Annotated in this window: 21 protein-coding genes; 6 read left to right on the top strand and 15 right to left on the bottom strand. The window is 73.8% G+C overall.

The features are described 5' to 3' along the window. Positions 1 to 60 precede the first annotated feature (60 nt). Positions 61 to 555, bottom strand: coding sequence for a MarR family winged helix-turn-helix transcriptional regulator (locus tag ACFYYB_RS22110; RefSeq protein WP_389436934.1), 495 nt, complete (start codon positions 553 to 555; stop codon positions 61 to 63). A 107-nt stretch (positions 556 to 662) separates the two neighbouring features. Between ACFYYB_RS22110 and ACFYYB_RS22105 the strand changes: the two genes are divergently transcribed. Further along, the gene (locus ACFYYB_RS22105) at positions 663 to 2,615 is read left to right on the top strand and encodes an ABC transporter ATP-binding protein (protein ID WP_389436933.1); all 1,953 of its coding nucleotides are present in this window, start codon (positions 663 to 665) and stop codon (positions 2,613 to 2,615) included. A 63-nt stretch (positions 2,616 to 2,678) separates the two neighbouring features. Further along, positions 2,679 to 3,518: an endolytic transglycosylase MltG gene (gene mltG, locus ACFYYB_RS22100; RefSeq protein ID WP_389436932.1), complete on the top strand. Its 840-nt coding sequence runs from the start codon at positions 2,679 to 2,681 to the stop codon at positions 3,516 to 3,518. Positions 3,519 to 3,552: 34 nt separating this feature from the next. Here the strand turns inward: mltG and ACFYYB_RS22095 are convergent, their stop codons facing one another. From ACFYYB_RS22095 to ACFYYB_RS22040, 12 genes are all read right to left on the bottom strand, one after another. Further along, positions 3,553 to 4,626 carry an NAD(P)-binding domain-containing protein gene (locus tag ACFYYB_RS22095; protein ID WP_389436931.1) on the bottom strand — a complete coding sequence of 358 codons (1,074 nt, stop codon included), beginning with the start codon at positions 4,624 to 4,626 and terminating at the stop codon, positions 3,553 to 3,555. 45 nt (positions 4,627 to 4,671) lie between these two features. Continuing rightward, positions 4,672 to 5,766 (bottom strand): LLM class flavin-dependent oxidoreductase, encoded by a 1,095-nt coding sequence (locus ACFYYB_RS22090; protein ID WP_327308149.1) that lies wholly within the window; start codon positions 5,764 to 5,766, stop codon positions 4,672 to 4,674. Next, positions 5,766 to 6,806, bottom strand: a complete 1,041-nt coding sequence (locus tag ACFYYB_RS22085) for an ABC transporter substrate-binding protein (RefSeq protein ID WP_389436930.1) — start codon at positions 6,804 to 6,806, stop codon at positions 5,766 to 5,768. Before ACFYYB_RS22085 ends, ACFYYB_RS22090 begins: the two co-directional genes overlap by 1 nt. A gap of 65 nt (positions 6,807 to 6,871) precedes the next feature. Then, positions 6,872 to 7,666, bottom strand: coding sequence for an ABC transporter ATP-binding protein (locus tag ACFYYB_RS22080; protein WP_389436929.1), 795 nt, complete (start codon positions 7,664 to 7,666; stop codon positions 6,872 to 6,874). After that, the gene (locus tag ACFYYB_RS22075) at positions 7,639 to 8,514 is read right to left on the bottom strand and encodes an ABC transporter permease (protein ID WP_389436928.1); all 876 of its coding nucleotides are present in this window, start codon (positions 8,512 to 8,514) and stop codon (positions 7,639 to 7,641) included. The genes ACFYYB_RS22080 and ACFYYB_RS22075 overlap by 28 nt, the downstream gene beginning before the upstream one ends. A 430-nt stretch (positions 8,515 to 8,944) precedes the next feature. Beyond that, positions 8,945 to 10,312: a cytochrome P450 gene (locus tag ACFYYB_RS22070; RefSeq protein WP_389436927.1), complete on the bottom strand. Its 1,368-nt coding sequence runs from the start codon at positions 10,310 to 10,312 to the stop codon at positions 8,945 to 8,947. Positions 10,313 to 10,427: 115 nt separating this feature from the next. Continuing rightward, entirely contained in the window at positions 10,428 to 11,105 is a 678-nt protein-coding gene (locus ACFYYB_RS22065) for an HAD family phosphatase (protein ID WP_327308155.1), read from the bottom strand. A 76-nt stretch (positions 11,106 to 11,181) separates the two neighbouring features. After that, positions 11,182 to 11,661 carry an Lrp/AsnC family transcriptional regulator gene (locus ACFYYB_RS22060; protein ID WP_389436926.1) on the bottom strand — a complete coding sequence of 160 codons (480 nt, stop codon included), beginning with the start codon at positions 11,659 to 11,661 and terminating at the stop codon, positions 11,182 to 11,184. A gap of 43 nt (positions 11,662 to 11,704) precedes the next feature. Then, entirely contained in the window at positions 11,705 to 12,451 is a 747-nt protein-coding gene (locus ACFYYB_RS22055; protein WP_389437236.1) for a DUF1295 domain-containing protein, read from the bottom strand. Positions 12,452 to 12,507: 56 nt separating this feature from the next. Next, positions 12,508 to 13,764 carry a class I SAM-dependent methyltransferase gene (locus ACFYYB_RS22050; RefSeq protein ID WP_389436925.1) on the bottom strand — a complete coding sequence of 419 codons (1,257 nt, stop codon included), beginning with the start codon at positions 13,762 to 13,764 and terminating at the stop codon, positions 12,508 to 12,510. Then, positions 13,761 to 14,594, bottom strand: coding sequence for a DUF1365 domain-containing protein (locus ACFYYB_RS22045; RefSeq protein ID WP_389436924.1), 834 nt, complete (start codon positions 14,592 to 14,594; stop codon positions 13,761 to 13,763). Before ACFYYB_RS22045 ends, ACFYYB_RS22050 begins: the two co-directional genes overlap by 4 nt. Further along, on the bottom strand, positions 14,591 to 15,892 hold the full coding sequence (locus tag ACFYYB_RS22040; RefSeq protein ID WP_389436923.1) for an NAD(P)/FAD-dependent oxidoreductase: 1,302 nt from the start codon (positions 15,890 to 15,892) through the stop codon (positions 14,591 to 14,593). Before ACFYYB_RS22040 ends, ACFYYB_RS22045 begins: the two co-directional genes overlap by 4 nt. A gap of 166 nt (positions 15,893 to 16,058) precedes the next feature. Between ACFYYB_RS22040 and ACFYYB_RS22035 the strand changes: the two genes are divergently transcribed. The 3 genes from ACFYYB_RS22035 (at position 16,059) to ACFYYB_RS22025 (ending at position 20,666) form a co-directional block, all read left to right on the top strand. Next, positions 16,059 to 17,564, top strand: coding sequence for an SDR family oxidoreductase (locus ACFYYB_RS22035; protein ID WP_389436922.1), 1,506 nt, complete (start codon positions 16,059 to 16,061; stop codon positions 17,562 to 17,564). A 598-nt stretch (positions 17,565 to 18,162) separates the two neighbouring features. After that, positions 18,163 to 19,584, top strand: a complete 1,422-nt coding sequence (locus ACFYYB_RS22030; protein ID WP_389436920.1) for a cryptochrome/photolyase family protein — start codon at positions 18,163 to 18,165, stop codon at positions 19,582 to 19,584. 35 nt (positions 19,585 to 19,619) lie between these two features. Next, entirely contained in the window at positions 19,620 to 20,666 is a 1,047-nt protein-coding gene (locus tag ACFYYB_RS22025; RefSeq protein ID WP_389436919.1) for a MerR family transcriptional regulator, read from the top strand. Here ACFYYB_RS22025 and ACFYYB_RS22020 read toward each other — a convergent pair. Continuing rightward, on the bottom strand, positions 20,590 to 21,153 hold the full coding sequence (locus ACFYYB_RS22020) for an RNA polymerase sigma factor (RefSeq protein ID WP_389436918.1): 564 nt from the start codon (positions 21,151 to 21,153) through the stop codon (positions 20,590 to 20,592). The genes ACFYYB_RS22025 and ACFYYB_RS22020 overlap by 77 nt on opposite strands. A gap of 245 nt (positions 21,154 to 21,398) precedes the next feature. Continuing rightward, complete coding sequence (locus ACFYYB_RS22015; RefSeq protein ID WP_389436917.1) at positions 21,399 to 22,127, bottom strand: YoaK family protein; 729 nt, start codon at positions 22,125 to 22,127, stop codon at positions 21,399 to 21,401. Positions 22,128 to 22,197: 70 nt separating this feature from the next. Between ACFYYB_RS22015 and ACFYYB_RS22010 the strand changes: the two genes are divergently transcribed. Continuing rightward, on the top strand, positions 22,198 to 22,851 hold the full coding sequence (locus tag ACFYYB_RS22010) for a histidine phosphatase family protein (RefSeq protein WP_389436916.1): 654 nt from the start codon (positions 22,198 to 22,200) through the stop codon (positions 22,849 to 22,851).

Genomic DNA, 22,851 nt, shown 5'->3' with positions numbered 1-22,851 from the left:
CTCAGTCGATCTCACTCGTTCGGCGCAGCGCCGGCCCGGTTCCGGCCGGACCGTCGCCCGTCAGCAGCCGTGCTCCGCCGGAGCGTCCGCCAGAGCGTTCAGCAGCCCGCCGAGCACCTCGCGCTGATCGGCGGTCAATGGAGCCAGGATCTCCTCTGCGGCGCCGGTTCGCGCGTTGCGCAGACGGCGCAGCGTGGCGCGGCCGGTGTCGGTGAGCTCGATCCTTATGACGCGGCGGTTCTCCGGGTCGGGCACGCGGCGGACGCAGTCGGCGCTCTCCAGACCGTCGACCAGGGTGGTCACGGCGCGGGGCACCACCTCCAGGCGGGCGGCGAGGTCCGCCATCCGGGGCGGCCGCACCGCGGAGAGGTGGGCGACGGTGCGCAGCAGCCGGGACTGGGCCGGGGTGATGCCGAGCGGCTCCAGATGGCGCTTCTGGATGCGGTGCAGCCGCCGGGTCAGGCGGAGCAGCTGCTCGGCGAGCACGCCGTCCGTGGTGTCGGCGCCGTCGGTGCCGGCGCCCTGGCTGCTGTCGGTCTCGGAAGCGGTGCTCATGCTGCGGTCCTCATAATGGGAACGATATCAGGACCAGATTCATTGTGAGTATAGGTAACAATGAGCTATGCTCATTCGAGTCTCGTCACCTGTCATGAAGGAGGCCCATGCGCCCCAAGGAACCCGAGTGGGAGCCCTCGAAAGAATCCCTGGACCCCAGCGGTCCCGCCCCGGACGAGCGGCCGCGCGAGCTGCGCCGCATCGTCGGACTGTTCCGGCCCTACCGGGGCCGCCTCGCCGTCGTCGGCGTACTGGTCGCCGCCTCCTCGCTGGTCGGGGTCGCCACCCCCTTCCTGCTGAAGGAGATCCTCGACGTCGCGATCCCGCAGGGCCGTACCGGGCTGCTCAGCCTGCTCGCCCTCGGCATGATCGCGACCGCCGTCGTCACCAGCATCTTCGGCGTGCTCCAGACCCTGATATCCACCACCGTCGGCCAGCGCGTCATGCACGATCTGCGCACCGCCGTCTACGCACAGCTCCAGCGGATGCCGCTGGCCTTCTTCACCCGTACGCGCACCGGCGAGGTGCAGTCCCGCATCGCCAATGACATCGGCGGCATGCAGGCCACGGTCACCTCCACGGCGACCTCCCTCGTCTCGAACGCGACGGCCGTCATCGCCTCCGTCGTCGCGATGCTCGCGCTCGACTGGCGGCTCACGCTCGTCTCGCTCGCCCTGCTGCCCGTCTTCGTGTGGATCAGCCGCCGCGTCGGCGGCGAGCGCAAGAAGATCACCGCGCAGCGCCAGAAGCAGATGGCCGCGATGGCGGCGACGGTCACCGAGTCCCTGTCGGTCAGCGGCATCCTGCTCGGCCGCACCATGGGCCGCGCCGATTCGCTCACCAGCTCCTTCGCGGAGGAGTCCGAGAAGCTCGTCGACCTCGAAGTGCGCTCCAGCATGGCCGGGCGCTGGCGGATGTCCACCATCGGCATCGTCATGGCCGCCATGCCCGCGCTCATCTACTGGGCGGCCGGCATAGCCCTGCAGACCGGAGCCCCCTCGCTCTCGGTCGGCACCCTCGTCGCCTTCGTCACCCTCCAGCAGGGCCTGTTCCGGCCCGCCGTGAGCCTGTTGTCGACCGGCGTCCAGATCCAGACCTCCCTGGCGCTCTTCGCCCGCATCTTCGAGTACCTCGACCTGCCGGTGGACATCACCGAGCGCGAGGACCCCGTCCGCCTCGACCGCGCCAAGGGCGAGGTCCGCCTGGAGGACGTCCACTTCGCCTACGACGCCAAGAGCGGCCCCACCCTCACCGGCATCGACATCACGGTCCCGGCCGGCGGTTCCCTCGCGGTGGTCGGCCCGACCGGATCCGGCAAGAGCACGCTGAGCTACCTCGTGCCCCGGCTCTACGACGTCACCGGCGGCCGGGTCGTCCTCGACGGCGTGGACGTGCGCGACCTCGACTTCGACTCCCTGGCCCGCTCCATCGGCGTGGTGTCCCAGGAGACCTACCTCTTCCACGCCTCCGTCGCCGACAACCTGCGCTTCGCCAAGCCGGACGCCACCGACGAGGAGATAGCGGAGGCGGCCCGCGCGGCCCAGATCCACGACCACATCGAGTCCCTGCCCGACGGATACGACACACTCGTCGGCGAGCGGGGCTACCGGTTCTCCGGCGGAGAGAAGCAGCGCCTGGCCATCGCGCGCACCATCCTGCGCGACCCGCCGGTGCTGATCCTCGACGAGGCCACCAGCGCGCTGGACACCCGCACCGAGCACGCCGTGCAGCGAGCCATCGACAATCTCTCCGAGGGCCGCACCACCATCACCATCGCCCACCGTCTCTCCACCGTCCGCGACGCCGACCAGATCGTCGTCCTCGACGGAGGCCGGATAGCTGAGCGCGGCACCCACGAGGAACTGCTGAAGGCCGACGGCCGGTACGCCGCCCTCGTGCGCCGCGACCGGGAGACCACGCTCAAGCCGGAGACCCCGATGGCCGGGGGGCTGCTGTCCGGGGCGCCCGGTTCCGCGTTGCGCACGGCAGGCCTGCTCAAGCCGGGGACGTTCAAGCCGGACACCCTGCGCGGCACCGAGCCGACCCCGGTGAACGTGTGATCGTATGACCGGCGCACGGGTCGGATGTCGGGAATCCGACGGTTCGCGGGTTAGCGTGCCCGCATGCGTCATGAGAACCGGCCGCCGTCACCGCGCCGTTCCCGGCTCACCCGCCGGGGCAGGCTGGCGCTCTTCCTCGGAACCGTCCTGGGACTCGGGGCAGCCCTCCTGATCCCCCTGTTTCCAGGGGAGCGAGCGCCCGAGAAGCCGCGCCAGTTGCTGATCCCCGAGGGCTGGCGGGCCCCGCAGGTCTACGCCGCCATCGACCGCGAACTGAAGCTCCCCGCCGGCTCCGCCAAGGCCGCGGCCGCAACGACCGCCCTGCCGCTGCCCGCCGAGGCGAAGGGCAACCCGGAGGGGTACCTCTTCCCGGCCACCTACCCGGTGACCTCGAAGTCCACCCCGGCCGCCCTGCTCACCTACATGGTCGAGACGGCCAACAAGAGCCTCTCCACCCAGGCCGTCGCGGACGGCGGCAAGGCCCACGGAATGACCCCGTACCAGACGGCCACCCTCGCCAGCATCATCGAGGCGGAGGCCGAGACCCGCGGGGACATGGGCAAGGTCGCCCGGGTGGTGCACAACCGGCTGGCGAAATCGATGCCGCTCCAGATGGACTCCACCATCAACTACGCGCTGAACCGTTCCGCGGTGGACACCAAGCTGAGCGAGACGAAGATCGACAGCCCCTTCAACACGTACGAGCGCCAGGGCCTGCCGCCCACCCCGATCGACAGCCCCGGCCTGCAGGCCATGGCTGCCGCGGTGGCCCCGACGCCCGGAAACTGGCTCTTCTTCGTCACGGTGAAGCAGGGGGACACCCGCTTCTCGGCGACGTACGAGGAACACAAGCGGCACGTGGCCGAGTTCAACCGGCTCCGGTCGGCCTCGCGCGCGACCTGAGCCGGCGGCGTGCTCCGGCCCCGGGCGGGCCGGCCTAGCGGATACCGGCCCCGGTGCGGGCGAGCAGGCGGCGGATCTCGCGGACCGCGGCGCCGCCGGCCCGGTTGGCGCCGATGGTGGAGGCCGAGGGGCCGTATCCGACCATGTGGATCCGCTCGTCGCGGACCGTCCGGGTGCCGTCGAGGCGGATGCCGCCGCCCGGCTCGCGCAGGCGCAGCGGAGCCAGGTGGTCGATGGCGGGCCGGAAGCCGGTGGCCCACAGGATCACGTCGGCCTCCACCCGGCTGCCGTCCGACCAGGCGACCCCCGTCCTCGTGAGGTGGTCGAACATCGGGAGGCGGTCCAAGACCCCCGACTCCAGCCCGCCCCGGACGGCGTCGTTCAGCGCCAGCCCGGTGACGCTGACCACGCTCCGCGGCGGCAGACCCTGCCGGACCCGGTCCTCCACCAGGGCCACCGCCGCACGGCCCTGCTCCTCGCCGAAGCTCCCGTCTCGGAACACCGGGGGGCGGCGGGTGACCCAGGTGGTCCGCGCCGCGCCCTCGGCGATCTCCAGCAGGTGCTGCACCGCCGAGGTGCCACCGCCCACCACGACGACCCGTGCTCCGGCGAACTCCGCCGGGCCCGGGTAGTTCGCCGTGTGCAGCTGGCGGCCCCGGAAGAGCTCCTGTCCCGGATAGCGCGGCCAGAACGGCCGGTCCCAGGTCCCGGTGGCGTTGATCAGGGCCCGCGCCGACCAGGTCCCCGACCGGGATTCCACCAGGAGCCGGCCGTCTTCCCCGTCGCGTACGGCGGTGACGTCCACGGGTCGGCGTACGCGCAGGTCGAAGCGGTTCTCGTAGGCGGCGAAGTACTCCGCGATCACCTCCGAGGACGGCCGCAGGGGATCGGCGCCGGTCAGTTCCATCCCGGGCAGGGCGTGCATGCCGTGGACCTTGCCGTAGGTGAGGGAGGGCCAGCGGAACTGCCACGCACCGCCCGGGCGCGGCGCATGGTCCAGGCCCACGTGGCCGATGCCCGCCCGCGCCAGGTGGTAGGCGCTGGACAGTCCCGCCTGCCCCGCGCCCACGACCACCACGTCCACGTCCTGCACCGCGAATTCGTTCACGGTTCTACCAACTGGGAGCGGCGCCGAGATCTTCCCGGCCCCGGCTCAGCGCGCCAGCAGGCCGCGCGCCGCGAGCTCCGGAGTCACCCCCTCGCCGAACCAGTACGCCTCCTCCAGGTGCGGATAGCCCGACAGCACGAAGTTCTCGATCCCGAGCGCGTGATACTCCTCGATCCGGTCCGCCACGTCCCCGTGGCTGCCGACCAAGGCGGTGCCGGCGCCTCCGCGCACCAGGCCGACCCCGGCCCACAGGTTCGGTGAGATCTCCAGCTTGTCGCGCGAGCCGCCGTGCAGGGCCAGCATCCGCTGCTGGCCGACCGACTCGCTCGCGCCCAGCGCCGTCTGCGCCGCGGCGATGGACGCGTCGTCCAGGTCGCCGAGCAGCCGGTCCGCCGCCGCCCAGGCCTCCTTCGCCGAATCCCGGGAGATGGTGTGCAGCCGGATGCCGAACTTCACCGTCCGGCCCCGCTCCTCGGCCAGCGAACGGATCCAGTCGATCTTCTCCTTCACCTCCTGCGGCCGCTCGCCCCACGTCAGGTACACGTCCGCGTGCTCGGCGGCCACCGGCCCCGCCGCGGCCGAGGAGCCGCCGAAGAAGATCTCCGGCAGCGGGTCGGGCGGCAGCGCCGTCAGTCCGCCGTCGATCCGGTAGTGCTCGCCGTGGAAATCGAAGGGCTGCCCGCCCCAGACGCCCCGTACGACCGAGAGGAACTCGGCCGTGCGCGCGTAGCGCAGATCGTGACCGAGGTGGTCGCCGAACCGCCGCTGCTCCGCCGAGTCGCCGCCCGTCACCACGTTGAGCAGCAGCCGGCCGCGCGTGATCCGCTGGTACGTCGCCGCCATCTGCGCGGCCAGCGTCGGCGAGATCACCCCCGGCCGGAAGGCCACCAGGAACTTCAGCCGCTCGGTGTGCTGCGCCAGCGCCACCGTCGTCAGCCAGGCGTCCTCGCACCAGGTGCCGGTCGGGGTCAGCACCGCCTCGAAGCCGAGCCGCTCGGCCGCCTTCGCGATCTGCGCGAGGTACTCGATGTCGGGCTCGCGCACCCCGGCGGCGGCGTGGTTGTTGGCGTAGGCGTGCCGGTCGACCAGGGTGCGGCCGTCGCCGCCGGTCGGCAGGAACCAGTGCAGTCGTACCGTCATCAGGAGTCCTTCCCGTACGTGCGCGCGGGGGTGGTGGAGGGCGGCAGGTTCTTGTTGAAGCGGGTGTCCACGAAGTCCTTGAAGACGACCTTGCCCGGGATCAGCTTCAGCTCGGTGAAGGTGTCGGCGATCTTCTGCTCGGAGGCCACGGCCGCATCGTCCACGGCGACCGGCACCCGGGTGCCGTTGCTCCGCTTCACCGCGTCGAAGGCCACCTCGTACGGCAGTCCCGTCTCCTTCGACCAGACCTTGGCCCACTCCTCCGGGTGCTTGAACACCCAGTCCTGGGCGCGCTGGAGGCGCTCCAGGTAGTCCCCGATGGCCTTGCTCTTGGCCTCGTCGGCCAGCGCGCCGGGCGCCGCCACCTGGAAGCCGAGTCCGTTGACGATCCCCTCGCCGCTGGTCAGGATGCGGGCGCCGGAACGCAGCACCTGGGAGGTGTACGGGTCCCAGACCGCCCAGGCGTCGACCTTGCCGCTGTTGAAGGCGGCCAGCGCGTCGGCCGGCTGGAGCAGGGTGATCTGGACGTCGGCCGGGGTCAGACCGGCCTGCTGGAGGCTCGCGATCAGCTGGAAGTGGGCCGAACTGCCCTGCGCCACCGCGATCTTCTTGCCGCGCAGCTCGGCGGGGGTCTGGAGGGCCGAGCCCTTGGGTACGAGGATCGCCTCGCCGGTGGAGGAGCCGTGGGTGGCGCCCACCACCACGATCTTCGACTTGGCGGCGGCGGCGAAGACGGGCGGGGTGTTGCCGACGCCGCCGATGTCGACGGCCTTGGCGTTGACGGCCTCCAGCAGCGGCGGCCCGGAGGTGAAGGTGGACCACTTGATCTGGTAGTCGAGCTTGTCCAGTTCACCGGCGGCCCGCAGCAGCGACTCGTTACCGCCCTTCTGGTCACCCACGTTGAGGGTGACCTTGGCGCCGCTCTTGGCGCCGTCCTTCGCACCGGAACCGGTGTCGGCGGCCGAACTGCCGCCGCAGGCGGTCAGGACCAGCGACAGCGGAAGCAGCGCGGCGAGCAGGGGCAGGGTGTGACGTCTCATGTCGCTTCTCTTCGATCTCTCGTACGGGAATCAGGGCGGGGAAGGCGGAGGGGGTCGGTCGGAGCTCAGCCGACGCCGAGCTCGGCCAGCAGCCGGGCCCGCAGCGCGGCGAACCCGGGGTCGCCGACCGAGCGCGGCCGTTCCAGCGGCACTTCGGTGTCGTGGGCGATGCGGCCCTCGTCCATCACGAGCACGCGGTCGGCCAGCAGCACCGCCTCGTCGACGTCGTGCGTGACCAGCAGCACCGCGCAGCCGCGCCGCTGCCACAGCTCGGCCACCAGCCGCTGGGCATTGATCCGGGTCAGCGCGTCGAGCGCGCCGAACGGCTCGTCCAGCAGCAGCAGATCGGGCTCCCGGACCAGGGCGCGGGCCAGGGAGGCCCGCTGCGCCTCGCCGCCGGACAGGGTCTTCGGCCAGGCATCGGTCCGGTGTTCCAGCCCGACCTCGGCCAACGCCCGCTCCGCGCGCTCCCGTTCGGGGCGCCCGGGCAGGCCGAGCAGCACATTGCGCCAGACCTTCTTCCAGGGCATCAGCCGGGGAGCCTGGAAGGCCACCGCCCGGCGCTCGGGCACCAGGACCTCGCCCTCGATCTCCCGGTCCAGACCGGCGAGCACCCGCAGCAGGGTGGACTTCCCGCAGCCGCTGCGGCCGAGGAGCACGGTGAACTGACCGGCACGCAAGGTCAGATCGAGTCCGTCGATGACGGCCCGGCCGTCGAAGGACCGGGTCAGGCCCCGGACCCGTACGGCGGTATCGGCCGGGCCGGTCGGGTCGGTTGGGTCGGTCGGGTCGGCCGGGTCCGCCGCGATGGTGCCGGTGGCGGCGGCAGCCGTCACTGGCCGGTGAAGGTCGGTCGCCATTGCAGCAGCAGCCTTTCGAGAGCGCGGACGATGAGGTCGGCGGTGAGGCCGAGGAAGGCGTAGACGACGAGGCAGACGACGATGACGTCCGTGCGGAAGAATTCGCGGGCCTGGTTCATCAGGAACCCGATCCCGGCGTCGGCGTTGATGGACTCGCCGAACACCAGGGCCAGCCAGCCGGTGGCGAGGGAGTACCGCAGCCCGGTCATGAAACCGGGCAGCGCGCCGGGCAGCACCACGTGCCGTACCAGGCCCCAGCGGCCCAGCCCCAAGGCCCCGCCCGCTTCGATGAGTTGCTCGTCCACCCCGCGGATCCCGGCGTACACGTTCAGGTACAGGTGGAAGGCCGTTCCGAGGGCGATGAGCGCCACCTTCGGCGCCTCCCCGATGCCCATCCAGATGATGAACAGCGGGATGAGCCCCACCCACGGCACCGTGCGCAGCATCTGCACGCTCGCGTCGATCAGGTCCTCGCCCAGCCGCGAGAGTCCGGACAGCAGCGCCAGCACCGTCCCCACCGTGCCGCCCAGGACCAGGCCGATCGCCACGCGCTGCAGCGACACCCCCATCGCGGCGGGCAGGGTGCCGTCCCCGATCAGGCCGGCGGCGGCGCGCGCGATGGTCGAGGGCGGAGCGAGCACGTCGGCGGGCAACCAGCCGGCACTGCTGGCCAGTTGCCACGCGGCCAGGAGCAGGAGCGGTCCGATGGTGCGCCGTGCCCAGCGGGGCGGGGAGCGCCGTTTCGCCGAGGCGGGTACGACGGGTACGAGTACGGGGGCGGCGCCGACCGAGTGCACGGATGCTCTTTTGACGGATATGTCCGGTCGAGCATGGCTGGTGAGAGTCATGGGTGCTCCACGGAAGGGGAGAGGGAGGGGCGGGGAGGGGAGGGGTGGGGCAGGAGGAAGCGCACGCCCCTCGGTCTCCACGCCCATCGACCCCACCCGCCGTGTACGGCGGCGGAGTTCGTGGGGCTGCGGGGGTGCGGAGAGCCGGAGCCGGCGGAGCCGCGGGAGCCGGGGCCGCGGAGGGCCGGGGCTCAGGGGATCAGCGGATCAGGGCGTGCGAAAGGAGAGCGCGGAGCGCTCGTGTCACAGGGGAAAGGGCGTCAGCAGCCGCGACAACACGCGGCGGAGGCCACCCGCAGCAGGTCGATGTGACCGCGCGTGGTGAGCATGACTGAACGCAACATGCGGCGAAACTTAGCCATTCGCCCGCGCCGGGTCAATGGCGTCTCGCGCTCTGGGACGGCGATCTCTCCCGTCGGGACAAGACCGGTCAGGGGCGGTGTGCGCGGAGGGTGGCCAGCACCGGGTCGCGGGGCTGGAGGGTGAGGCCCGGGAGGACCCTCGCGCGGGTCGGGCCGCTGTCCAGGTGGAAGCGCTGGGCCACGACGGCCAGCACCAGTGCGGCCTCGACGAGGGCGAAGCGGGCACCCAGGCAGGCGCGCGGGCCGCCGCCGAAGGGGAACCAGGCGTGCTCCGGGATCTGGTGGGCGGCGGTCCCTTCGGCGGACCACCGCTCGGGGCGGAAGGCCTCCGGCTCCGGGAACCAGCGCGCGTCCCGGTGCATCGACCACGGGCTGATCCACACCGACAGGCCGGCCGGTACCGGACGGCCGCCGAGCGTGGCGCCTTCCCCGGCCACCGCGGAGATCAGCCAGATCGGCGGGTAGATCCGCAGTGCTTCCTTGACCACCTGCTGGGTCCAGGGCAGCCGCGCGTAGTCCTCGTAGGTCGGCAGCCGGCCGCCGAGTACCCGGTTCAGCTCCTCCGTCAGCCGCTCGCGGGCCTCCGGTGCCCCCGAGAGCAGTTGCCAGGCCCAGGTCAAGGTGGTCGACGTGGTCTCGTGGCCGCCGATGTAGAGGGTGATCGACTCGTCCCGCAGCTCCGTGCGCGACAAGGGCGCGCCGTTCTCGTCGCGGGCGGCGAGGAGCCTGCCGAGGAGGTCGTCCCGCTCCTCGCCGGCCGCCGAGGCCGCCTCGTGCTCCCGGATGACGTGCTCGATCTCGCGGTCGAGCACGTCCACGGCCGCCCGCATCCGGCGCCGGCCCGGAGTCCGGACCCAGGGCGGGAGGAACATCGTCACGCCCCGGAACTCGGCGCCGAGTTCGCGCTGCGCGGTGGCCATGGCCGCGCTGATGGGCGCCTCCCGGCCGGCGGCGTCGCTCCCGAACAGGGTGCGCACCGCGATGCGTTGGGTGAGTCCGGCCATCTCCCGGTGCACGTCGATCCGCGCGCCGTCGCTCCAGCCGGAGACCAGCGCGTCGGCACACTCCACCATCGTGGCCGCGTACGCGCGCACTTGGCGCGGACGCACCGAGGGCTGGACCAGCGCCCGCTTGCGCCGCCAGTCCTCACCGGTGGCCACGACCACCCCATTGCCCAGCAACTGCCGAAAGGCCCAGCCCAGTTCGGTCGGACTGAAGGTGGACTCCACCGCGCCGAGCAGCTCACCGGCGTGCTCAGGCCGCGAGACCAGCACGTTGCGCTGCGGGCCGAGCGCCCAGGGCACCCAGTCCCCGTACTCGTCGCGCAGCGACTCGAAGAAGGCCAGCGGATCGCGGGCGAAGGCGGGCAGGTTCCCCACCAGGGGCCAGCGGCGCGGTCCGCGCTCGGAGCCCGGGGGCGTCAGGGTGGCGGTCACCCCGGCATGGTGACAGCGCCGCCGCCAGGAAACCAGAGCACGTCAGGGAACGCTGGAGCGTACGGGACCCCGGACCGCCGGCGGAGGCCGCCGGGCCCGGGGTGGTCCGGACGGTTCAGGCCGCCTGCGCGGCGGTCAGCCAGCTGTAGGCGCTCTCCGCGCTGAACTCCGCCTGCCCGGAGGGGAAGAGCAGTCCGGCCGCCGCGAAGGCGGGGTCGTCCGCCATGGCCGCCACGTACGGGATCGCCACGCACCGCATGCCCGCCGCCCGGGCGGCCAGGGCGCCCGGCGCCGCGTCCTCGACGACCACGCAGTCGGCGGGCTCCGCGCCCAGCCGGCGCGCCGCCTCCAGGAACACGTCCGGGGCGGGCTTGCCCTGCGCGACCTCCTCGGCGGAGACGACCGTGGTCAGCAGCGCGTCCAGCCCGGTGCCCGCCAGGACCGCGTCGATCGCCTCGAGCGAGGAACCCGAGGCCACCGCCATCGGGACGCCCTCGGAGTGCAGCCGCCGCACGAACGCGCGCATCTCGGGGTAGGCCTCGGTGTGGGTCCGGGCCAGCTCCAGATAGGCGGCGTTCTGCTCGGCGAGCAGCTGCTCCACCGGCGCCGTGATCCCGTACTCGTCCCGGAGGATCTCCAGGGTCTCCAGGGTGCCGATGCCGATGTACCGGGCGTGCTGCTCCCAGGTGAAATCGGGGACGCCATGGCGCTCGAGGGTGCGCCGCCCGGACTCGTAGTAGTTCGGCTCGCTGTCCACGAGGGTGCCGTCGAGATCGAATATGACGGAGATCATCCGTTGTGCCCGTCCTGCCGGTGCCGGTCCTGCCGGTGCCTGTCCTGCTCCTGTCCCGTCCATCTTGTCAGCATTTTTAGGGTTTCCGTGCTGCTCGTCCCACGGACTCGACCAAGGGGAGCAGTCGGTGCGGCACCCGCTCGCGCAGCGCGACCTCGGTACGGGTGCGCACCACACCGGGCAGCCGGATCAGCCGCTGGATGACGTCCTCCAGATGAGCGTTGTCCCGCGCGGCCACCCGGGTCAGCAGGTCCCCGCCGCCGGTGATGGAGAAGGCCTCGATGATCTCCGGCACGGAGGCCAGCGCGTCGCCGACTTCGTCCAGGTGCCCCTGGGTGACCTCGATGTGCACGAAGGCCAGGACCGGATGCCCGAGGGCGGCGGGGGAGAGCGCCGGCCCGGTCCCGGTGATCACCCCGGTGCGTTCGAGCCGGTCGATCCGGGCCTGGAGGGTGCCGCGCGCGACGCCGAGGATCCGGGCGTACTCCCGGACGCTGGTGCGCGGCTGCTCGATCAGCAGGCGCAGGATCCGTGTGTCGAGCTCGTCCACCGCCATGCCGCGACTGTACCAACGCGTCCCGATATCGGTAGCCGGCCGATCACGCCCGCTCCGAGCCGCCCTGGCGCCGCGGCCGGCGGGGCGGCAGCGGCAGGAAACCGCTGGTACGGGCCCGGTACGCGGCGTAGCCGGGCCGGTCCGCCATGTGCCGCTCCAGCAGCCGCTTCCCGCTGCCGCCGATCAGCAGGTACGACATCACGAGCGGGGAGACCACCGACACCGCCACCGCTCCGCCCGAGGTCCAGGCGGTCAGCGACAGCCCCCACCACACGCAGAAGTCACCGAAGTAGTTCGGGTGCCGGGTCCAGGACCACAGGCCCCGGTCCATGATCCGGCCCCGGTTCGCGGGATCGGCCTTGAAGCGGGCCAGCTGGTGGTCGCCGACCGCCTCGAAGAGCAGCCCGCACAGCCACAGCGCCGTGCCCGCCACCGCCAGGGCCCCGGGCCGCCCGGTCGCGTACGCCGCCGCCTGCACGGGCAGCGAGACCAGCCAGACCAGGCCCGCCTGGAGCAGGTAGACCATGCGCAGCGCGTACAGGTTGCGGTGGCCCGGAGCCTTGGCGAGCATCCGCTCGTAGCGCGGGTCCTCGCCGTGCCCCCGGCCCCGCCACGCGATGTGCCCGGCCAGCCGCAGGCCCCACACCACCGCCAGGACCGCCGGGAGCGGATGCCGGCCGCCCGACTGCGCGTACGTGGCCACCGCGACGGCGACGAAGCCCAGGCCCCAGGCCACGTCCACCCCGCGGTGCCGGCGCAGCCGGACCCCGATGGCGAAGGCGGCCAGCATCACGGCGAGGGCCGCCCCCGCCGAGACGGCCAGGTTGAGCCCGAAGGCGCCCCAGTTCACCGGGCACCACCGCCCGCGGCGAGCCCCTCCGGGGCCGTGCGCGTCAGCAGGAACTGGTGCACGTCCAGGTAGCCCGAGGCGAAACCGGCCTCGCAGTAGGCCAGGTAGAAGGTCCACATCCGCCGGAACGCGGCGTCGAAGCCCAGCTCCGCCACCCGGTCCGCCCGCTCGGCGAAGCGCTCCCGCCACAGCCGCAGCGTCTGCGCGTAGTGGGCCCCGTACGCCTCGGATCGGGTCACGCGCAGCCCGGAGTGCGAGCGCGCCACCTCCTCCACCGCCCGTACCGACGGCAGCATGCCGCCGGGGAAGATGTACTTGTGGATCCAGGTGTACGTGTCCCTGGTGGCGAGCATCCGCTCGTGCGGCATGGTGATGGCCTGGAGCGCGACCCGCCCGCCGGGCGCCAGCAGCCGGTCCAGCGTGGCGAAGTACACCGGCCAGTACTCGGCGCCGACCGCCTCGATCATCTCGACGCTCACGATGGCGTCGTAGCTCCCCTCGGCCTCCCGGTAGTCGCACAGCCGCACCTCGACGCGGTCGGACAGCCCGGCGGCCGCGATCCGGCGCAGGGCCAGCTCCCGCTGTTCCCGCGAGAGGGTCAGGGTGACCACGTGCGCACCGCGCCGGGCGGCCCGGACGGCCAGCTCGCCCCAGCCCGTGCCGATCTCCAGCAGCCGGGTCCCGGGGCCGGTCCCCGCCAGGTCCAGCAGCATGTCGATCTTGCGGTGCTGGGCCTCGGCGAGCAGCTCCGGGGTGGCGGGCAGGGCGGCGAACACCGCCGAGGAGTAGGTCATCGTCGGGTCGAGGAACTCGGCGAAGAGCTCGTTCGACAGGTCGTAGTGGCGCTGGATGTTCGTCCGCGAGCCGTCCGGGGTGTTCCGGTCCGAGGCCGGGTGCCGCGAGGCCCACAGGCCGCGCAGCCGCTGGAGCGGAGCCGGCACCAGCCCCGTCACGTGCCCGGCCAGCACCGTCAGGACGGCGACCGGGTCGCGCGCGTCCCACTCCCCGGCCAGGTACGACTCGCCGAACCCGATCAGCCCCTCGGCCGCGATCCGGCGCTCGAACGCGTCCGGGTCGTACACCGCCATCGCGGGGCCGCCCCGCCCCAGGGTCCCGTCGGGGCCCATCCGGACCTGGAGCGGCAGCCGGTCCAGGGCCCGGCGGATCAGCAGCCGCCCGACGGCGGCCCTGGCCCGGGAGCAGGGCGGCACGGCCGGGGCGGCGGCGGTGTTGGTGGTGGTCGACGTGCTCACTTCAGGCCCTCCTGGGGTACGTGTACGGGGCGCGGCCGGACCGGCTGGCCGCGCAGCCACAGCCGGACGCCGTGGAAACGGATGCCGACGCTGACGGCGGCGGTGGACCAGGGCCGGCGCAGCGCGGCGCGCAGCAGCCCGCGGGCGCCGGCGGGGCGGCGTTCGCCGCGGACGGTCGCGGTCAGGCGGGCGCCGTCGGTCCCGCCGGCCAGCCGGACGGTCAGTGCGAGGTGTTCGCCCGGTTCGGGCAGTTGCATGCGGTAGGCCCCTTCCACGGCGAGGAAGGGGGAGACGTAGAACTCCTTGGGGACGGGGGACACTTCGAGATCGCCGCGGTCACCGTGGTCGCCGCGGTCACCCCTGGCGCCCCGGCCGCACCCGGCGGTTTCCGGCGGGAGCAGGTAGCAGTGCCGTTCGCCGTAGGTGTTGTGCACCTCGGCGACCACCTGGCGCAGGGAGCCGTCCGGGCCGCGGCACCAGTACACGGTCAGCGGGTTGAAGACGTGGCCGAACACGCGGGCGTGCGCCAGCATCGACACCCGGGAACCCGGCGGGAGTCCGGCGCCGCGCGCCGCCAGGAACGCGTCCAGTCCGGCTCGGATCGAGGGGGCGCCGCCGCCGAAGTGATCACGGGCTTCGAACCGGGCGAGCGACCGCAGCGGCCGGGGGAGGCGGGGCAGCCGGTCCAGGTCCACCAGCCACAGGTACGTACGGTGCCGCAACCGGTAGCGGCTCCCGCCCGACCGGACGTGCCGGATGTCGGCCAGGTAGAGGCAGGGCTCCGCCGGGCGGGGCTCCGCCGGACGCGGGTCCGCCGGGGCGGGGCTCACCACGACACCCCCAGCGCGGCGGCGGCTTCCACGCCCGAACGGCAGCCGTCCTCGTGGAACCCCCACCCGTGATACGCCCCGGCGAAGGCCGTCACCGGACCCGACAGGGCCGGCAGGAGCCGCTGGGCGGCCACCGACTCCGTGGTGTAGACGGGGTGTTCGTACTCCATCTCGGCCAGGACCGACCCCGGCCGTACGGCATCGCCCGCGTTCAGCGTGACCACGTACGCCTCCGGCCCGTCCAGCCCTTGGAGCCGGTTCATGTCGTAGCTGACCCGTACGTGCGCGTCGTCCGGCAGGCACCCCGACAGCCGGTAGTTCCAGCAGCCCCGGGCGCCGGGCGCGCTCGGCAGCACCGAGTCGTCGGTGTGCAGCACGGTCCGGTTGCGGGAGTAGCGGAAGGCGCCGAGCGCGGCGCGCTCCGCGTCCGTCGGATCGGCCAGCAGGCGCAGCGCCTGATCGGCGTGGACCGCGACGACCACCGCGTCGTAGAGAGCGGTGGCCCCGCGGGCGGTGGTGACCGACACGCCCTGCGGGGTGCGCGCGAGGGCCCGTACGGGCGTCGCCGTGTACACGGCGTCCAGCCGTTCGCGGACCCGCTCCACGTAGCGCGCCGAGCCGCCCTCGACCGTACGCCAGGCCGGCGAGCCGCCCACCGACAGCAGGCCGTGGTGCTCCAGGAACCGGAACAGATACCGGGCCGGGTACCCGAGCGCCGTGTCCGGCGGACAGGACCACACCGAGGCGACCAGCGGGATCGCGAAGTGGGCGGTGAAGTAGGCCCCGAAGCGGCCCTGTTCGAGGAACTCGGCGAGGGTGATCTCGCCACCGCCCGCCCCTTCGGTGCCGACGGTGTCGGCCGTGGCCAGCAGCCGCCTCGCCCGCCGGTGGAACGCCGGGATCCGTGCCAGCATCCGCAGGTACCGAGGGTTCACGGCGGATCGGCTGCGGGCGAAGAGCCCGCGCGGCCCGCGCGCACCCGCGTACTCCAGCCCGCACCCCTCGCAGTGGACCGACAGGCTCATCGTCGTCGGCCGGGTGGCCACCCCCAACTCGCCGAAGAGCCGCAGGAGATGCGGGTACGTGCGGTCGTTGTGCACGATGAACCCGGAATCCACCGCCCGCACCACCCCGTCCGGCCCTTTGACCTCGTGGGTGTGCGCGTGCCCGCCCAGCCGGTCGTCCGCCTCGTAGACGGTCACCTCGTGCGAGCGCGCCAGCACGTACGCCGCCGTCAGCCCCGATACGCCCCCACCGATCACGGCCGTCCGCGGGCGCGGCGCCCCTCGCTCGGTCATCGTGTTCCCCTCTCGTCACCCGCCCCCCGTCACCCCCTCTTCGGAGCCGAGGGGGGTCTTGGATGTGCCGTACGGGGGAATCCCGCATCCGATCCGGCGCGTCGCGGGGAACCGAAGGCAGGGGGTCGGGGTACCGAAGGACAGGGATCGAGGAGCGGAGACAGCCATGACGGGCAAGAATTGCCTGGTCACCGGGGCCAGCGGATATATCGGCGGACGTCTCGTGCCCGACCTCCTGGAGGCCGGGCACCGGGTCCGCTGCCTGGCCCGCACCCCGGAAAAACTGCGCGACCACCCCTGGGCCGGGGACGCCGAGATCGTCCGGGGAGACGTCACCGACCGCTCGTCCCTCGCCGCCGCGATGGACGGCATCGACGTCGCCTACTACCTCGTGCACTCCCTCGGCACCGGATCCCGTTTCGAGGAACGCGACCGGGAAGCCGCCCGGGCCTTCGCGGACGAGGCCGAAGCCGCCGGTGTCGGCCGCATCGTCTACCTCGGCGGGCTCACCCCCGTGGACGTCCCGCCGCGGAACCTCTCACCGCACCTGCGCTCCCGCGCCGAGGTCGGGGAGATCTTCCTCGCGGGCGCCGTTCCGGCCACCGTGCTGCGCGCCGCCGTGGTCATCGGGTCCGGGTCCGCGTCCTTCGAGATGCTGCGCTACCTGACCGAACGCCTGCCCGTCATGGTCACCCCCAGCTGGGTCGGCACCCGCTGCCAGCCGATCGCCGTCCGCGACGTGCTGCGCTACCTCGTCGGCAGCGCGGGCATGCCGCCCGAGGTGAACCGGCACTTCGACATCGGCGGGCCCGACGTGCTCACGTACGAGGAGATGATGCGCCGCTACGCCGTCGTCGCGCACCTCCCCGCCCGCCTCATCCTGCGGGTCCCGATGCTCACCCCGAGGCTGTCCAGCCACTGGATCGGCCTGGTCACCCCCGTGCCGAGGGCGCTGGCCCGGCCGCTCGCCGAATCCCTGCGGCACGAGGTGGTGTGCGCGGAGCACGACATCGCCGCCCACGTCCCGGACCCGCCGGGCGCGCCCATCGGCTTCGACGAGGCCCTCGAGCTGGCCCTCCGGCGGATCCGCGAGGCCAAGGTGACCACCCGCTGGTCCTCCGCCGCCGTCCCCGGCGCGCCGAGCGACCCGCTGCCCACCGACCCCGACTGGGCGGGCGGCAGCCTCTACACCGACAGCCGGGAGCTGGCGGTCGAAGCCCCGGCCGCTGCGCTGTGGCGGGTGGTGGAGGGCATCGGCGGGGAGAACGGCTGGTACTCCTTCCCGCTGGCCTGGGCCGTACGGGGCTGGCTGGACCGGCTCGTCGGCGGGGTCGGCATCCGGCGCGGCCGACGCGACGCGGCACGGCTGCGGGTGGGGGACTCCCTGGACTTCTGGCGGGTGGAGGAGATCGAACCGGGCCGGCTGCTGCGGCTGCGCGCCGAGATGCGGCTGCCGGGGCTGGCCTGGCTGGAACTCCACGCCGATCCGCCGGCCCCCGGGGAGACCGGATCCCGCTACCACCAGCGAGCCCTCTTCCATCCGCACGGCCTGCTGGGCCACATGTACTGGTGGAGCGTCTCACCGTTCCACGCGGTCGTCTTCGGCGGCATGGCCCGCAACATCGCCCGCGCGGCGAAGCGCGCGGACGCCGAGCACACGAGCCCGACGTAGCCCCCGCCGGGTGGGGCCCCCGCCGATCGCCCTGTCGGCCGGAGCCGGTGCGGCCGGGGCGAAGCCTCGGGGCCCCGCCAGTACCCGGGCGCCGCGCGCCACCGCATCCAGGACGCTGCGGCACCGGTGCCCCCTCGGGGGACGGGGCGCGCCCCCGCCGGGCCCTGGGCGGCCAACCCTGGACGGCCCCTGTGTGGGACTCGTACGGCCCCAGGGCGCCCAACCCCGGACGGCCCCGGGCGCCCGACCCCGTACGGTCCCCGGACCGAACCCGATTGCGGCCCCTCGGCGGAGCCGGTGCGGTCCGGGCGAAACCCCGGGGGTCCCCGGCGGCTCCGCCCTGGGCAGCCCCCGTGCGGGCCCCGTGCGGGCCCCGTGCGGGACCCTACGCCCCCGGGCGCCCGACCCCGTACGGCCCCCGGACCGAACCCGATTGCCACCCCTCGGCGGACCCGGTGCGGTCGGGGCGAAGCCCCGGGGGGTCCCCGGCGGCTCCCGGGCACTGCGCGGCAGTGTCATCGCATCCGGGACGGGGTCCGGGGGCGAAGTACCCCGTGAGACCGAGCCCGTACCCCCATCCCCACGCGGAGCGAACCCCATGAACGTCGCGGTGGTCCTCTACACGTCCGACCTCCGGCTGCACGACCATCCGCCGCTGCGGGCCGCCCTGTCCTCCTCCGGGCAGGTCGTGCCGCTCTTCGTGCGCGATCCGGCGGTCGCCGCCCCGCCCAACCGGCTCGCCTTCCTCGCCGACTGCCTCGCCGGCCTCGACGACGGGCTGCGCGCCCGCGGCGGCCGCCTCGTCGTACGGTCCGGCGATCCGGTCGCCGCGGTCATGGCGGTCGTACGGGAGGCCGACGCCGACGAGGTGCACATGGCGGCCGGGGTGAGCGCCTACGCCCACGCACGCGAGGCGCGGCTGCGCGAGGCCCTCGAAGCGGAGGGCCGGCGGTTCCACGTCCACGACGCGGTGATCACCGCGGTCGCCCCCGGGGCCGTCACCCCCTCCGGGTCGGCCGCCGACCACTTCGCCGTCTTCACCCCGTACCACCGCCACTGGTCGGAGCACCCCCTGCGGGCCGCCGCACCCGCGCCCCGCAGCGTCTCGGTGCCCGACGCGGTCGGCTCCGAGGCCCTGCCCGAGCGCGCCGCCGTCACCGGCACCTCCCCGGGCCTCGCCCCGGGCGGCGAGCCCGAGGCGCGCCGGCTGCTGGCCCGGTGGCTGCGCTCCGGCATCGACCGCTACCCCGAGACCCACGACGACCTGGCCGGCGACGCCACCTCCCGGCTCTCCCCGCACCTGCACTTCGGCACGCTCTCGCCGACCGAGGCCGTCCACCGGGCCCGAGCCGCCGGTGGCCCCGGTGCGGAGGCCTTCGTACGGCAGCTGTGCTGGCGAGACTTCCACCACCAGGTGCTCGCCGCCCGGCCGGCCGCCGCGGCCGCGGACTACCGGGACCGGGGCGACCGCTGGCGCACCGGCGTCGCGGCCGAGGAGGAGATCCGGGCCTGGAAGGAGGGCCGCACCGGCTACCCGGTCGTGGACGCGGCCATGCGCCAGCTGGCCCACGAGGGCTGGATGCACAACCGCGGCCGACTGCTGGTCGCGAGCTTCCTCACCAAGACCCTGTACGTCGACTGGCGCGTCGGAGCCCGCCACTTCATGGACCTCCTCGTCGACGGGGACCTCGCCAACAACCAGCTCAACTGGCAGTGGGCGGCGGGCACGGGCACCGACACCCGCCCCAACCGGGTCCTCAACCCCGTGCGCCAGGGCCTGCGTTACGACCCCGACGGCGGCTACGTCCACCGCTGGGTCCCCGAACTGGCCGGACTCCCCGCACCGCGCGTGCACGAGCCCTGGCGGCTCCCCGGCCTGGAGCGGGCCGGCTACGACTATCCCGACCCGGTGATCGGCCTCGCCGACGGGCTGGACCGCTTCCGCAGGGGCCGCGAGGCGGGGGCGGAGTCCGCGGACGGGCCGGAGCCGGGCTCCACGGGCCGCCCGGGGCCGGGGTGAGCGCCCGCCGGTCGGCCGCGCCGTACGGTGGAGAGGTGGAGCCCGACCCCTCGCAACCGCAGGATCAGCCCCGGCCGCAGCCGCAGTCACAGCCCGAGCCCCCGTCCGTCGGCCTCGGCACCGGGGCAGTCGCCCGCCGCCTCGGGGTCTCGCCGACCACGCTGCGATCCTGGGAGCGCCGCTACGCCATCGGCCCGGACCGCCGCGAAGCGGGCCGGCACCGGCTCTGGAGCCCCGCGGACATCGCCCGGCTGGAGCTGATGTGCCGCCTCACCGCCCAGGGCGCACCCCCGGCCGAAGCCGCCCGGGTGGCCCGGGGAGCCCCCACCGACGGCCCGGCCGCTCCCGCCGCCCCGACGCCCGGAGGGCCCCGCGAGCTGCGCCTCGGGGACGTCCGTCCGGAGTGCAGAGGGCTCGCGCGGGCCGCCGTACGACTGGACGCGCCGGCCGTGGAGGACCTGCTGGCGTCCGTGCTCGCGGACCTGGGCCCGGTCACGGCCTGGGAAGAGGTCATCGCGCCGACCCTGCACGCGGTGGGCCGCAAGTGGGCTTCGGCGGGGGAGCGTTACGTCGAGGTCGAACACATGCTGTCCTGGTACGTCTCCGCGGCCCTGCACCGGATCCGGCCCGCCTCCCAGCCGCTCCCGGCCCCGCCCGTGCTGCTGGCCTGCACGCCCGGGGAGCTGCACAGCCTCCCGATGGAGGCGCTGGCCGCCGCCCTCGGCGAACGGGCCCTGCCGGTGCGGATGTTCGGTGCGGCCCTGCCCGCCGACGCCCTGTGCGAGGCCGTCCGGCGGACGGGTCCGCGGGCCGTCGTCCTGTGGGCGCAGTCCCGTACCACCGCGGACGCCGCTCTCGCCAGGGCGGTCGCGGGAATCGAGTGGGGCCCGCGCGGTGCCCGCGGCCACTCGGCGCTGCTGCTCGCCGGACCCGGCTGGGGTGCGGGAGCCGCTGCCCCGCCCGCCCGCGCCGAGCGGTTGTTCGGTCTCCGCTCGGGGCTGGCCGTCATCGAATCGGTTGTGGCACCCCGCGCTCAAGGGACTGCCGCAGGACGTGCAGCGCCCGCCTCATGTGGCTCTTGACCGTGCCCAGCGGGAGCCCGGTGCGGTCCGCGATCTGCGATTGCGTCAGGTCCGCGTAGAAGGCCAGCCGCAGCACCCGCTGCTGCGCCGACGGCAGCCGGGCGAGCTCGCCGAGCATCACCACCCGTTCCACGGCCCGTTCGGGTCCCGGTTCCGGTTCCGGCCGGACCTGGGCGCAGACCCGCGCGGCGGCCTGGGCCGACCGGGCCCGCCGGGTTCGGGCCTCCAGGGCGTCGGCCACCTTGTGCCGGGTGATGCCGGTGAGCCAGGCCCCGAGACCGCCCGGTCCGGGCCGGTAGCCGCCGCGGCCCCGCCACGCGGCGAGGAAGACCTGCTGGGTCACGTCCTCGGCCTCCCGCTCGTCACCGAGGGAGCGTCGCGCGAGCGCGTGCACCAGCGGCCGCCAGCGCCGGTACACCGCCGCCACGCAGTCCTCGTCGCCCGCCGTGAAACCCGCTGCCAGCCGGGTGTCGTCCTGGTCGTCCATGCCCCGAGCCTCGCGGGGACGGCACCCAGGGCCAACTTGCACCGTTTCCGCAGCGTTTTCAGCACGCGACAGAGAGGGGCCTAGGGCGTCTCTTTCGGATCTTGTCGGCCGAGTCCGCGGCGTCTGGTGCCGTGCCTGGGCGTGCTGTCGGGGCGCTCGCGTACTGGGCGTACGTGGTCGCCTTGGCAGTGCGGCCAGGCACGGCACCAGGCGTCGCGGGCCCGGCAAGATCCGAAAGAGACGCCCTAGCCCGATGACTCCCCGCCGGGGTGCATCAGCGGCTGCGTCAGGTACGCCAGCGCCACCGCCAGGACCAGTACGGCGGCCGGCAGCAGCAGCCACCCCACCGACCAGCCGGTCCGTACGAGCAGCGCCCCGGCCAGTCCGCCCGCGAACATCGCGCCGACCGACCACGCCCGCCGCACCCAGGCCGCGGTTCCGTACCCGAAGGCCCGGTCCTGCCCGATGACCGAGCCGCCGAGGAAGGAGGTCAGCGAGCGGGTCACCAGGGTGGTCGGCACCCCGGCCAGGTTCACTCGCAGGCTCGTCACGTTCCGGATCCCCATCGCCAGCGACAGGGCCGCCGAGACCAGCAGCTGCCGGGCGCCGGGAGCTCCGAAGCGGGGCGCCACCCCCCATCCGGCGGCCGCGGCCGTCAGGATCAGCACCGCCTCGGCCGACAGCCCGGTCACGAACCAGCGTCGGCCCCGGCCCTCCACGAAGGCCTCGAGCCGGGCCCCGCACACCACGCCCAGGGCGAACGCGGACAGCGAAACGGCGGGTGCCAGCGAGGGCACCGGGCCGGCGTGGGCCACGCCGAAGGCCAGGAACAGGACATTGCCCGACTGCATCGCCGTGAAGACGGGCCCGAGCGCCAGCAGGCTGACCGCCTCGATCAGTCCGGTCACCGCGGTCAGCACCAGCAGCAGGAGGGTCAGAGGAGGCCGCGTCGTACGGGAGGAACCGGAGCTCATGAGCCCCGACACTGACAGATCCGGCCCGCTCGTCCGGCGCTGACATGCCGCAGGGGCTAGGGTCCGAAGGGTGAGCGATCTGCTGCTGGTGAGGCACGGCGAGACCGCCTGGAGCGCGACGGGACGGCACACCGGGCGCACCGACGTCCCGCTGACCCCGCACGGGGTCGAAGAGGCCATCTCGCTCTTCCCGTACTTCCGGGACAAGCACCCCGCCCTGGTGCTGACCAGCCCGCTCCGCCGGGCCGCCGCCACCGCCGAGCTCGCAGGCCTGACCGGGGGCGTCACGGACCCCGACCTGTACGAGTGGGACTACGGCGCCTACGAGGGCGTCACCACCGTCGAGATCCAGCGCGAGCACCCCGCCTGGTCCCTGTGGACCGACGGAGTACCGCCCGGGGACGCGGAGCACCCCGGCGAGAACGCCGCCCAGGTCGGAGCCCGCGCGGACCGGGTGCTCGCCCGGGTGGCCGGAGTACTGGGCGAAGACCGGGGCAATGTCGTCCTGGTCGCCCACGGACACCTGCTGCGCGTACTGACCGCCCGCTATCTCGGTCTGCCGCCCGAGGCCGGACGGCTCTTCATGCTCCGGACGGGCACCTTCAGCGCGCTGTCCACGGAGCACGGCCTGCCGGTCATCGCGAGCTGGAACTCCCGCCCCTGGGGCACGCGGCCCGCTCCCGTCCCTCCCGCCTCGCCTCGCGCGCGGCCGCCTTCTGCGTGA

Origin of the sequence: Streptomyces sp. NPDC002886 (assembly GCF_042888445.1) — a bacterium.
Classification (GTDB): Bacteria; Actinomycetota; Actinomycetes; order Streptomycetales; family Streptomycetaceae; genus Streptomyces.
The sequence above is the reverse complement of the archived record's forward strand: the minus strand, read 5'-3'. Positions and strand labels throughout refer to the sequence as shown.

Coding starts and splice junctions, on each gene's coding strand:
- mltG (WP_389436932.1), top strand. CDS start 2,679: ATGCGTCATGAGAACCGGCCGCCGTCACCGCGCCGTTCCCGGCTCACC.
- ACFYYB_RS22060 (WP_389436926.1), bottom strand. CDS start 11,661: ATGGCGGTGGACGAGCTCGACACACGGATCCTGCGCCTGCTGATCGAG.
- ACFYYB_RS22030 (WP_389436920.1), top strand. CDS start 18,163: ATGAACGTCGCGGTGGTCCTCTACACGTCCGACCTCCGGCTGCACGAC.
- ACFYYB_RS22090 (WP_327308149.1), bottom strand. CDS start 5,766: ATGACGGTACGACTGCACTGGTTCCTGCCGACCGGCGGCGACGGCCGC.
- ACFYYB_RS22055 (WP_389437236.1), bottom strand. CDS start 12,451: ATGCTGGCCGCCTTCGCCATCGGGGTCCGGCTGCGCCGGCACCGCGGG.
- ACFYYB_RS22040 (WP_389436923.1), bottom strand. CDS start 15,892: ATGACCGAGCGAGGGGCGCCGCGCCCGCGGACGGCCGTGATCGGTGGG.
- ACFYYB_RS22105 (WP_389436933.1), top strand. CDS start 663: ATGCGCCCCAAGGAACCCGAGTGGGAGCCCTCGAAAGAATCCCTGGAC.
- ACFYYB_RS22085 (WP_389436930.1), bottom strand. CDS start 6,806: ATGAGACGTCACACCCTGCCCCTGCTCGCCGCGCTGCTTCCGCTGTCG.
- ACFYYB_RS22080 (WP_389436929.1), bottom strand. CDS start 7,666: ATGGCGACCGACCTTCACCGGCCAGTGACGGCTGCCGCCGCCACCGGC.
- ACFYYB_RS22075 (WP_389436928.1), bottom strand. CDS start 8,514: ATGACTCTCACCAGCCATGCTCGACCGGACATATCCGTCAAAAGAGCA.
- ACFYYB_RS22015 (WP_389436917.1), bottom strand. CDS start 22,127: ATGAGCTCCGGTTCCTCCCGTACGACGCGGCCTCCTCTGACCCTCCTG.
- ACFYYB_RS22035 (WP_389436922.1), top strand. CDS start 16,059: ATGACGGGCAAGAATTGCCTGGTCACCGGGGCCAGCGGATATATCGGC.
- ACFYYB_RS22020 (WP_389436918.1), bottom strand. CDS start 21,153: ATGGACGACCAGGACGACACCCGGCTGGCAGCGGGTTTCACGGCGGGC.
- ACFYYB_RS22110 (WP_389436934.1), bottom strand. CDS start 555: ATGAGCACCGCTTCCGAGACCGACAGCAGCCAGGGCGCCGGCACCGAC.
- ACFYYB_RS22065 (WP_327308155.1), bottom strand. CDS start 11,105: ATGATCTCCGTCATATTCGATCTCGACGGCACCCTCGTGGACAGCGAG.